9 protein-coding genes are annotated in these 10,877 nt (G+C 52.2%); all 9 read right to left on the minus strand.

Annotated features, from left to right (window positions below; genetic code table 11):
- Window positions 1–413 precede the first annotated feature (413 nt).
- The 9 genes from B5G06_RS13305 to istA all read right to left on the minus strand — a co-directional run bounded on the left by B5G06_RS13305 (window position 414) and on the right by istA (window position 10,729).
- Complete coding sequence (locus B5G06_RS13305; RefSeq protein WP_087189533.1) at window positions 414–1,172, minus strand: hypothetical protein; 759 nt, start codon at window positions 1,170–1,172, stop codon at window positions 414–416.
- A gap of 80 nt (window positions 1,173–1,252) precedes the next feature.
- Window positions 1,253–3,235 carry a polysaccharide biosynthesis protein gene (locus B5G06_RS13310; RefSeq protein WP_087189534.1) on the minus strand — a complete coding sequence of 661 codons (1,983 nt, stop codon included), beginning with the start codon at window positions 3,233–3,235 and terminating at the stop codon, window positions 1,253–1,255.
- A 212-nt stretch (window positions 3,236–3,447) separates the two neighbouring features.
- Window positions 3,448–3,927 (minus strand): VanZ family protein, encoded by a 480-nt coding sequence (locus B5G06_RS13315; RefSeq protein ID WP_158094721.1) that lies wholly within the window; start codon window positions 3,925–3,927, stop codon window positions 3,448–3,450.
- A gap of 169 nt (window positions 3,928–4,096) precedes the next feature.
- On the minus strand, window positions 4,097–5,287 hold the full coding sequence (locus B5G06_RS13320) for a nucleotidyltransferase family protein (RefSeq protein WP_158094722.1): 1,191 nt from the start codon (window positions 5,285–5,287) through the stop codon (window positions 4,097–4,099).
- A 176-nt stretch (window positions 5,288–5,463) separates the two neighbouring features.
- Entirely contained in the window at window positions 5,464–6,669 is a 1,206-nt protein-coding gene (locus tag B5G06_RS13325; protein ID WP_087189537.1) for a nucleotidyltransferase domain-containing protein, read from the minus strand.
- An 11-nt stretch (window positions 6,670–6,680) separates the two neighbouring features.
- On the minus strand, window positions 6,681–7,499 hold the full coding sequence (locus B5G06_RS13330) for an ATP-binding cassette domain-containing protein (RefSeq protein WP_158094723.1): 819 nt from the start codon (window positions 7,497–7,499) through the stop codon (window positions 6,681–6,683).
- 150 nt (window positions 7,500–7,649) lie between these two features.
- Window positions 7,650–8,291 carry an ATP-binding protein gene (locus B5G06_RS13335; protein ID WP_255396456.1) on the minus strand — a complete coding sequence of 214 codons (642 nt, stop codon included), beginning with the start codon at window positions 8,289–8,291 and terminating at the stop codon, window positions 7,650–7,652.
- Window positions 8,292–8,447: 156 nt separating this feature from the next.
- A complete protein-coding gene (istB, locus tag B5G06_RS13340; RefSeq protein ID WP_087189540.1) occupies window positions 8,448–9,194 on the minus strand; it encodes an IS21-like element helper ATPase IstB in 747 nt (248 codons plus the stop codon).
- Window positions 9,188–10,729: an IS21 family transposase gene (istA, locus tag B5G06_RS13345; protein ID WP_087189541.1), complete on the minus strand. Its 1,542-nt coding sequence runs from the start codon at window positions 10,727–10,729 to the stop codon at window positions 9,188–9,190. Before istA ends, istB begins: the two co-directional genes overlap by 7 nt.
- Window positions 10,730–10,877 lie beyond the last annotated feature (148 nt).

Genomic DNA, 10,877 nt, shown 5'->3' on the forward strand with positions numbered 1-10,877 from the left:
CTTTGCGTGCCTCATCTATTCTACTGCCTGGACTTGCAACCGTACACCTGGACTCATCTCCACCGTGACCCTGGACCTATTTCCTCCGTTTTGCTGGCCTGTTTGGAGCGAAATATTCATTGTGAAACAAAACGTCAGCAGGGTGTACTCCATTCCCTAATGATTACAATAGACTGGCCTATGGGGTAAAAATATCCCATCCTCTTTACCACTGGGGTATCTCATCCCCTGATTCGGGGCAGGTACTCGGACTCAGCTGCTAAAACAGCCCATGCCGGGTCGTTTCCTCCCCGCTTAGTCTGGTTTGAAGCACAATCCCTAAAAAAGAACTCCCGGCCATAACGGCCGGGAGCTGCAAATCAGTAAAAATGTTTTGTCGGACTTATCCTTTGCCTCGCCATAATTGTCCCACATCAATTGAAATACTTCTGGATGTAATATGCCTTTTGGGATGCCTTTTCATCGCTATAATACTTCCACAAAGAGTCCAGCACTGCAGTATCTGCCCCGATTGCCTCCAGCTTGGTTCTATATGTGGCTAATATCGCCTTTACCTCCTGGTCGGTGGCAACCTCCAAATCATAGCATTTCATCAATCCATCAAGACCAATTTGCTGCAATCTCTGAGTTGTTTGCTCCTCTGCATCCAAGCTGTTCCATTCGTCCAATGCCTTCTGCTTCATGCTGCCCAGCTCTGCCATTAAATCCACCTGGCACGCATATAGCTCAGCTACGCACTTTTCCACCAATGCGTTCGCCTGCTTCTGAGTGGAATCCGAATCTGTCTGACTTTGCCCGCCCGGCTTCAGCGATTCACTGGGTGCAGGAGACTGTTCCGGTTTTTCTGTGGGTTCCACACCAGATGACATAGCATTCTGATCGTCCGTATCGTCAATGCCCAAAGCCGTCTTGATCTCATCTGCGCTGGCGGTTCCATCAAGCAGAGCCTCATTTTGCTCCTTCGTCGGCGCAAAAACGGTAATGTCATAGTCCGTCAGACTATCCTCCAGCTCCTGCTTGGATTGCTCCATATTTTTCAAAATCGTTTCCTGATCTGTTGTAAGCGCAATATAAAGCGCCTTTATATTGTCTCTCTGCCAGATGAGAATTCCTACTATCACTGCCAGCAGGGCCAGCAATACAATCAATAGGACTTTTTTCCAACGTTTCATAGCTTACTCCTAGTTTCATACTTGTTAAAAACGCCCCGGGTTATCACCCGGGGCGTTCCCTTTTGATATCCGCCTATATATTATACACCAATAAGGACCTGTTCGGAAATAGAATTCCGTCGTTCCTCTACGCTTTCTTCATAGCTTCCCACATCATCGAGCCGTTCCTCATCTTCCGCCGTAAAGCGCTCCGCCTCAGCATTCACCTCTGCCGGATCACGGTAAGTCGGCACCAGCTTGCGCATCAGCTTAATAAGCTCGTCATTGCTGCTCTCTGCGGAAATCGTTTTATCCAGAATAAGCAAAGCCCCCATGATCTCCTCCGGTGTAATGGGCCGCTGCTCTTCCACAAAGATTTTCTCGTTGCTTGTCTTGGAAAGATGCTCGCTCTTCATCAGCAGCTCTTCATACAGCTTCTCGCCCGGACGAAGGCCAATCTCTTTGATCTCAATATCCTTATACGGTTCCAGGCCAGACAGTCGGATCAGATTTTCAGCCAGCGTCAAAATTTTGACCGGCTCTCCCATATCCAGAACAAAAATCTGACTTTGTCTGGCCATTGCACCTGCTTCCAGCACCAGCATAGCAGCCTCAGGAATGGTCATAAAATAGCGGATGATTCGCTTATCCGTCAGCGTCACCGGACCGCCCTCTTGGATCTGCTTCTTGAAAAGGGGCACCACAGAACCGTTGGACCCAAGTACATTGCCAAAACGGACTGCACAATACTCCGTACTGCTGTTCCGGCGGCTCTGCAGAATCATCTCACAGAACCGCTTGGTAGCCCCCATGAAGTTGGTGGGGTTTACCGCTTTGTCTGTGGAGATCATGACAAACTTTTTGGTGCCATACTTTTCAGCCGCTCTCACCACATGGTAGGTTCCAAACACATTATTTTTGATGGCCTCTGCGGGGCAGGCCTCCATAAGCGGAACATGCTTATGGGCAGCAGCATGGAATACCACATCGGGACGATAGAAATCAAACAGCCGATAGATCCTCTGCTTGTCCCGAATCGATGCAATTTCCACCCGGAGGTCCAGAAGATCTTTATAATTGCGGCGCAATTCCTGCTGAATATCATAGGCATTGTTCTCGTAAATGTCCAGAATGATTAGCAGCTTGGGTTCATAGCGCGCAATCTGGCGGCACAGTTCGCTGCCGATAGAACCACCGCCGCCGGTCACCAAAACCACCTTGCCTGCCAAAAATGCAGAAATAGACGCCGTATCAAGGCGCACAGGCTTCCGCCCCAGCAGATCTTCCACCTGGACATCTTTTACCGCAGACAGTCCCACCTCGCCATTAAGCAGCTGATACAGGCCGGGCAGCACGCGCAGACGGCAACCCGTCATTTTACAGATATTGAGGATATCCGCTTTTTCCTCCTCCGTAGCAGAAGGAATGGCCACGATGATTTGCGTGATATTATACTTCTTTACGCAGCTTTCAATCTGGTCACGACCACCCTCAATCCGGACACCATCCATATACTTGCCCGTTTTTTGGGGGTTGTCATCAATAATGCAGCAAAGCCGTCCCTCTACGCGCTGGCTGCAGGCAAGCTCACGGGCTAGAACTTGTCCCGCAGCCCCTGCACCAATCAGCATAATGCGTTCACTGCTGGGCCGGCGAGCCTGCAGATATGCGTTAAACATATTCCAGAACCGCAGTGCACAGCGAATCCCCACCAGTGCGCACAACTGAAAGACCAGCATCAAGAACCAAACGCTTCTGGGCAAATTCACGCTAAAAGCCAGGCATCCCAGGAAGGTGACGACAAATGCCAGCACCACAGAAAAAGCCATCTTGGCCACATCGCGCACATTGACAACGCGCCAGATAAAATGGTACATCCTCCGCAGCGAAAAAACCACTGTTGTACCAATCACCTGAATCAAAAAGCACCAAAGATATGCATTTAGATAGCTGCGCGGAATGCTGCTAATCAAAAAATCAAACCGTACCAGCAGCGCCAGGATACCTGTAAGTCCAATCAAACAGGTATCGACCCCAAAAACAACCAGGGTCCGCCAAGGAAACACCATATGCCTGTTTGTCATTCTCTCTAACCCTCTTACTCTCTCATATTTTTCTGCCGCACAACCAGCTATTAACCCATGTTAAGCAGAAAATGGCACTTTTTTGTGCGTTTACATTATACGCGGTTTTATTGCCTATTTCAACCCAAAGTGCCAGTGATTCACAAAATAAGATGTTATTGTGTAAAATTTGTGCACAGCGCCCTATATGCGTGAAAATAAGCTTCATAGTTTCAGCAGGCATTACTCCTATGCACAAATCTGTAAAGGATATGTATCATGCTTACCAGCAAAATTCCTATGCAGCTTCCGCCAAAATCGATCCATACATCCGTAACCAAACTCCCCCGCCCCGGTGAAACAAGCTGGATGCTTTCATCCACCAAAGCTGTCATCAGACACAAGCTTGCCCCAGTAAAGATACTGCTGCCGATACGCTTGTCCAGCCCCCATAAAAGCACCGCTGTCCAAAGGACGCCAAGCACCAGAAACTCCGTCATATGTGCTGCCTTGCGGATTAAGGTATGGCCAAGATCCGTAGGAATATGCAGTGCCTGAAAAATCGGTTCAAAACAGCTAAGTACCTGAAGGCTTTGGCTTGCCGACTCAGCAGCCGGCCTGCATGAGTTGCTCCAGATAAAGAGACTCCAAATCAGCACCCCCAGAAAAAGAAGGTAGCGCGCCTTGCGGCGATGCTTTCGCTCTGCTCTCACAATGAACTCCTTTCACAACATGCTGTCGCAATAAGCCGCTTGCCCTTTCTTGTCTACCATTCCGTCCCCAGTCCATGAAAAAGGCGCTTCTATAGGGGACTGTCTCAGAACCAATCTGACAGTCTCCTATAGAGCGCGCATTTCACAACGGAAACGGATCTGTGCTTATCTACTTGGTCGGTAAGAAAGGACGCAGTGCGGCATTTAGCTTCTGTCTCTGGGCCGCGCCGTGATACATCTGAATCAGGTGAATCGGCGGGCGCTGCCCCAGTTTGCGCTGCTTCCGGTAACGGAGCAGCAAAGCCACCGGAGCCGCCGGAAGCAGCAAAGGACACCGTTTGCATGGCGGCCAATGGACCTGGCAGGCTGAGACACCGGTACGGAGCAAGCTGGATATTCTCCCCTTTGCCTGGGGATTGGTAAACAGGCGCTGACCATACCGCTCTTCTTTCTTTCCAAAATTTCCGGTGCGGAGCATATCCTGTAGCAGTTCTTCACACAATGCAGCATCTGCATCCATGCACCAGGGTGCATCCTGGGCCGGGAGGGAAAGATAATCTACACAAATACGGGTAATTACTTTGGTAAACACCATCAAACCAAAGGTATGTAGCAGCCCCGACAGCTCGTTCCAACATGCCGGGGTCAGTTCCCTGTGTACAAATACCGCCCAGTCACACAGCTGGCGCAGTCCCAAGCCGGTGTTAATAATATGTTCCAGCTTATGCAGCAGCAGGACCACCGCCCTGGGGCATGGCGGCAGCATGGGTATCCCGTCTACTATTTGAGGGTGCCGGACAAATGGCTGCAGGTAGGCTCGGATCTTATTGCCCACCGCAGAATTCGGCACTCCATTTGGTTCCCAATGCAGTTCTACCACTAGCTTGCCCTTTGCCATGGAATCATGACAGTGATGGTGATCTGCAGGCGGCTGATAGCCCAGTTTTTCCAACAGCCCGCGTATTGCTGCCCGGTCCTCCGGCGCTGCCAACAGATCGATATCTCCCGCAGCCCGCAGTTGGGGATTGGGATAACTGATTGCGGAAGAAGTGCCCTTTAAAATGACACAGGAAATCCCCAAAGAACGAATCTGATGCAGAACTTCGCCTTGCTCCGTCAGGATCTGCTCATTCCACCAGAGTGTGGACAGCGCCTGTCGTTTCCACTGCTCCAAAAGCGCCGGCGGCATTGCAGCCCGCTCTTCCGCATTCAGGCAGTCAAAGATCAGCAACGTAAGAGCCTGGCTTCTGGACTCCTGGTAAAGGGCCTGCCAATCGATATCCTTGGGCAGCGGCTCGGTATGTACGGAGAAAAGCGCGCGCCCTGTCAAATAAAGTAAGTGCTGATATATTTTTTCCATGGGAACTCCTTTCCGGCCCACTTTCCCATATGATAACAGCATTCTGATGCTTCTTTATTATACCAGATTAAGAATTGGATGAAAAGCCTATGAGGTATTGCGGCGTTGATTCTGTCTCTCCGCTGCTGCATCACAAATCCAGGTACTGTGTTTCAGATTTTCCAATCGGAATCCAGCTACATCTTTCGCACGGTATGAAATTCCTTCTTCATGGCTGTGCCTTGCTCTTTTTCCGCTTTTATAAAGCGCCAAACCCGCGCTGCCGGCATGAGCCATTTGTGCCGGTGGAAAAAGGGCGAATACAGCTCGCACCATTTTTCCATATGTGCTCTGCTTGGAAACAGCCGTCTCAGAATATATCGGAATTTTACGCCCGCGGTAATGGGTTCGCCCTCCGGCTGTGTTTTCCGAACCGTATTCCTCCATATATTTTCTATCCTACCATAGGTATGATTGAACGATAATTCATGCAGTATTTCCCATTCCTGCTCGGTCAGGTCTGCTTTCTTCAGCGCTGGATCAAAGAATTTGTCAGCCAGCAGCCGCATCTGTTCCTCAAATTCCAGCAGGCCGATTTTTTGCAGTTCTTGGTCCAGATAGGCTCTGTCCAGCTTACTCTTTGCCCGGTTATATACGTACACATCAAGGAGAGATCGAAGCCCGGTTCCGCTGTTGCTGTAATGCTTGTACATATGGGCAAGCATATAGAGATAGAAATCCTCGTCCGTCATACAATACTCATAGGCCTTACCCGGTGCCAGCTTCAGCCGATTCTTTAGCGTCAGGTAATAGTCCGCCATTTGAGGGTACGCAGTTTTGTCGAACAGGGCCACATGCATCTCAAAATTGTAGACAGGCGCTTTGTGGTACTCATCGTGGTTTCCTTCCCCATAGCTTTCCACTGTATATCCATGGGCTGCAAACCACTCCCGTACCTCCCGCCGGTATGTACCATCAAACAGGATGTCGTTGTCCGACATCTGCCTCGTGCCCAGTTCCGGATACAAGGGGCCCAGAATAACGCCCTTCAGGGGCAGATGCCAGATTCCCTTCCCCTCCAGATAGGCAAACAACTGTGCCCGGGCGCCGTCGATCAGCATGATCTTTCGGATCGCCTTATTCCGGGACTCCTCCCATGCAGGCAGCACCTGGTCGGGATCGGGGATTTCCGGCCCATCGGCCTTCTTCATTTGCTCCAGCGCCATATAGGTCAGAGCATTCAAACTCTGGCTGCGGCTCAGCGCATAGACCTTCTTCAGATCCATGGCCAGCACTCGCTCCGGATCCGGTGCCTGAGTGTGAATGCCGCAGGCCGTCAGATACAGCATACCCCACGCCGCTTTGCTCCAGCCGCTCTTGTCGGTCTTACTTGATCCTTTCAATGTGCCACTCCTCAAGTCAACTGCAGTTTGTCGTCTACCCGCCAGATCCGATCACAGATCTGCAATGCCGCCGGACGGTGGGTAATGATAATCACCGTCCGCTCCGTCATGGCCCGCAAATTATGCAGCAGCTGGGCCTCTGTGGGCTCATCCAGGGCGCTGCTGCACTCGTCCAGGATCAGGACAGGGCTGCGGGAGAAAACGGCTCTGGCAATGGCCAGGCGCTGCATCTGGCCTTCTGACAATCCCGCACCCCGCTCGCCCAGCTCTGTGTCCAGGCCGTAATCCAGCCCCCGGACAAAATCATCCGCACAGGCAATGGACAGCGCCTGCCAGATGGCCGGTTCATCCTGACGCCGGTTGTGGTCGGCAAAGGCAACCATATCCCGGATGGTCCCCTGCATCAGATTATTTCCCTGAGGTACATAGGCAAAAAGCCTCTGCCATGTTCCATCCAAGGGCACCTGCTCACGGTTCAGCTGCAAATAGCGTCGGCCCGTGTCGGGCTGGTACAGACACATCAGCAGCTTCAGGAGCGTACTCTTGCCACAGCCGGAGGGGCCGACTATAGCCACATAGTCCCCCTTGCGGATGGAAAAATTCCAGCCGCACAGCGCCTTGCTCTGGTTGTGCTGCACCTCAGCACCCGGAGTTCCGCAGCCCGGGCTCCGGTAGGAAAAGGAGATATCCTCCAGCACAATCTGCTCCAGCTGGTTCTCATAGACCGCCAATACCTCTTCCACCGTCTTTTTCTGAGGTCCGGGATCAGCCCCAGCTTCCGCCTCCAGCAGCCGCTCGGCACTGGATACCATGGCATAGTATCGAGGCAAAACTCCGCTGAGATTGGCCAGCGGTGCATATGGCCATCCTGCCCGGCCGGCAGGGTCGTAATTCCCGGCCAGATAGGGCCTTAATTGGCGGCCAGCCAAAGACATAATTCCCGGCCAGCCGGCAAGAGTAATTTGTTCTAAACAGGCTGGTTACAGTCGCTCGATATAAACTGTGTAACCGGTGGTGAGGCGGCGTCGAATTCCGTCCAGCTTACCGTAGCAGCCTTCCTCATCGCTGAGCTGCTTGCCCCACTCGGAGGGTGCATACTGGCAGGTAAACATGGTGGAGGTACCCAGATCTGTCCTGGTCTTTATCAGGTGGTACAGGATCTTAATCCCGTCCTCGGAATACCGGCTAATGGCGAAGTCATCAATGAACAGCAACTGTAACCGGGCGTAGTATTTCAACCGTTTCCGGTAACGCTCCAGGTTGTCCCGCCTACTGAGGATCAGCAATTCGTCCAACAAATCGCAGTAATCAATATACACACAACGGTAGTTCAAGCGGCAGGCCTCCCGGCAGAAGGCGGACATGAAATAGGATTTCCCGGCAGCAGTGACGCCGTAGATACCGACATTCAAACGGTCCTCGGCGAATCGGAAGGAACGCAGCTGCTGTACCACATCCTCATTGTAACGCCGGGCACTGCTAGTCACCAGATTCTCTACCTGAGCGTTCTTGTTAATCAGCCTGCTGAGCCGTAGATTGGTCATGTAACGTCTGTCCATGGTGTCCATATACTGGGGCTCAATTACTTCCATCAGGAGCTGTTGGGGCGAATAGTCGCTCAGTGTATATTTCGCCCCTCTGAGTCCAAGGAAACGGTAGGGGTGAGTCCACCTTCACGGGAGAAACAGGTCCAGGTTCACGGGCGCGAGTCCACAGGAGTGTTATTTTGGAAAGAAATGGCAAAGGAACGCTTCGCAAAGCGCTCCTCCGCGTGTCATTTATTCAGATTGGAATCCTTTTCTTTTGCGCATGGAGTCATCTCCATCGATGAGGATCTTGTAGGAACTGTTCTCAATCCTGTCCAGCACAGCATCTGCTAAGGCGTCCTCGGCGATTCGCTCATGCCAACCAGGGGGAGCGAATTGGGAACAGAAAATAGTGGAGCTTCGTTCGTAACGGGCCTCCACAATCTCTAACAAATCGCGGGATTCCGTCTTGGTCAAGGGGATCAGCATCCACTCGTCTAAGATCAGCAGGGAGACCTTCCGGTAGAACTTCATCACGTCCATGTAGCAGCCTTCGCCACGGGCGACCGCCAGCTCATTGAGCAGATCCGGCAGCCGGATATATTTCACTGTGTACAGATTTCTGCATGCAGCCGTACCGAGAGCGCAGGCAATATACGTTTTTCCAGCGCCTGTGGCGCCCATGAGGATCACATTGCGCTTGTCCAAGATGTACCGGCAAGTACCCAACTCCTGCAGGAGATTCCGGTTGAGCTTTCGGTCAGAGCGGTACTCAATATCCTCTACACTGGCATTGGGAAAATATAGGGTAGCTTTCTTCATCAGCCTGGCAATGCGGTTGGTGTGGCGGTGATCCCACTCCGCATCCACCAGCAATCCAAACCATTCGTCAAAGGAGAGCTGGCCTTCCGCCGCGCTTGCCGCGATGATCCGGTACTTTTCCGCCATGGCGCTGAGTTTCATCTCATGGAGCCGGTTGAGGGTCATCTGGTTCAGCATCTGCCCTCACCCCCTCCGTAGTAAGCCGCGCCCCTGGTGAAAGCATAGGACTCCCCTTTTGTTTCCGGTTCCTCTTTGAGAAGGTCGCTGCCCGTTTTGAGGATCATTTGGATGGTTTTGTAGTTGGGTGTGGCGGTATACTGGAGAGCCCGTCCACAGGCGGACTCCAGCCTGGTTAAGGAATATTTGTCCCCCAACTTCAGAAGCGCCATGCACGCCCGGTAAGATTGCTGTTCCACCTTCCGGCTTGAAAGCATCCCTTGGATCACGGCCTTGGTGTGGGGCCCCACCTTCTCTGCCCAAGAGAGAAAACGTTCCCCATTCCACTGGAGATATTTCCGGTGGCTTTCCGGCATGTGGTCCACCACTGTGCTATACTGACCCGGGCGTCCTGTCAACCGGATGTGGGAAGCGATACGGTTGCCATTGCAGAAGATCTCCACGGTCCGTTGGGTCAGCCGTACCTCCACTTTTTGCTTGAGGTACTCGCAGGGAACGCTGTAGAACATCTTTTCCACGGAGACATGATAGTTGTACTGTACCGTGGCAGTTTTCCACAGGGCAAACTCATAGGGGGAATCCGGCAGCGGGAGCAGGTACATTTTTTCTTCTTCCTCAAAACAGCTTTTGCGGCTTCCTGGTTTCTTTTGGAATGGCCGGCTGTTGAGTTCCTCCAGTTTCTTCCAGACTGCCTGATTCAAATCGCTCAAGGTGAAAAATGTGGCGTCTCGCAAGGCAGCGGTAACCCAAGTGGATACAAAGCCAACCGTCCCCTCGGCCGTGGGTTTGTCTTTTGGGTGACGTACTCTGGCTGGCAGGATACAAGTGTTGTAATGTTCCGCCATCTCCTGGTAGGTAGGATTGAGAATGACTTCCCCTTTTCCATGACGGGTGACGCCGGTTTTTAAATTGTCAGGCGTCAAAATGCGGGTTGCCCCGCCAAAATAGCGGTAGGCGTGGACGTGCCCGGTAATCCAGCTCTCCTGGCCTTGGTCCCCGAATGCCTCCACATAGGCGTACCCACTGCAAGAGAGGACGGCAATGAAAAGATACGCTGGGGTTTGACTGCCTGTCTCTGGATCAGTGACCTTCGCGGCATCTCCCGCCCAGTCCACCTCCATTTGTTCCCCAGGTTTATGGTCTAGGTGCATGGTGGCTTTCGTTTGCTGGGCGTATTCCCGGTAATGCAGGCAAAACTGGGTGTACATCAAGGGCAGCTCCTTAGATGCGTAGCATTCCTCGCAATACTCATTCCAGAGCAAGCTTAGAGTCACGCCGTTTTTTGCCAGTTCCCGGTGGACGCGCTCGTAGTCCGGCGGCTTCCGCGTGGAAGGGATAGATGACGCGGGAAACAAAGCTTGTTGTATTCCCTTGTCCGACAGGGCCAGCAGCTCTTCCAAAGTGTGTGGATTTGATTCCGCCCGTTCCAGAACTCGCTGTACCGTGCTTCTGGCACAGCCCGCGCTGGCAGCAATGCTCCGTTGACTGTACCCCAGCTTTGCCAGCCGCAAGATTTCCCGATAGTTGGTTGCCATAATGGCACACCTCCCAATAGATAGTCACGCTTTGCGTGCCTCATCTATTCTACTGCCTGGACTTGCAACCGTACACCTGGACTCATCTCCACCGTGACCCTGGACCTATTTCCTCCGTTTTGCTGGCCTGTTTGGAGCGAAATATTCA

Origin of the sequence: Flavonifractor sp. An52, assembly GCF_002159385.1 — a bacterium.
GTDB lineage: Bacteria > Bacillota > Clostridia > Oscillospirales > Oscillospiraceae > Flavonifractor > Flavonifractor avicola.

Coding starts and splice junctions, on each gene's coding strand:
- B5G06_RS13305 (WP_087189533.1), bottom strand. CDS start 1,172: ATGAAACGTTGGAAAAAAGTCCTATTGATTGTATTGCTGGCCCTGCTG.
- B5G06_RS13310 (WP_087189534.1), bottom strand. CDS start 3,235: ATGACAAACAGGCATATGGTGTTTCCTTGGCGGACCCTGGTTGTTTTT.
- istB (WP_087189540.1), bottom strand. CDS start 9,194: ATGCTGAACCAGATGACCCTCAACCGGCTCCATGAGATGAAACTCAGC.
- istA (WP_087189541.1), bottom strand. CDS start 10,729: ATGGCAACCAACTATCGGGAAATCTTGCGGCTGGCAAAGCTGGGGTAC.
- B5G06_RS13320 (WP_158094722.1), bottom strand. CDS start 5,287: ATGGAAAAAATATATCAGCACTTACTTTATTTGACAGGGCGCGCGCTT.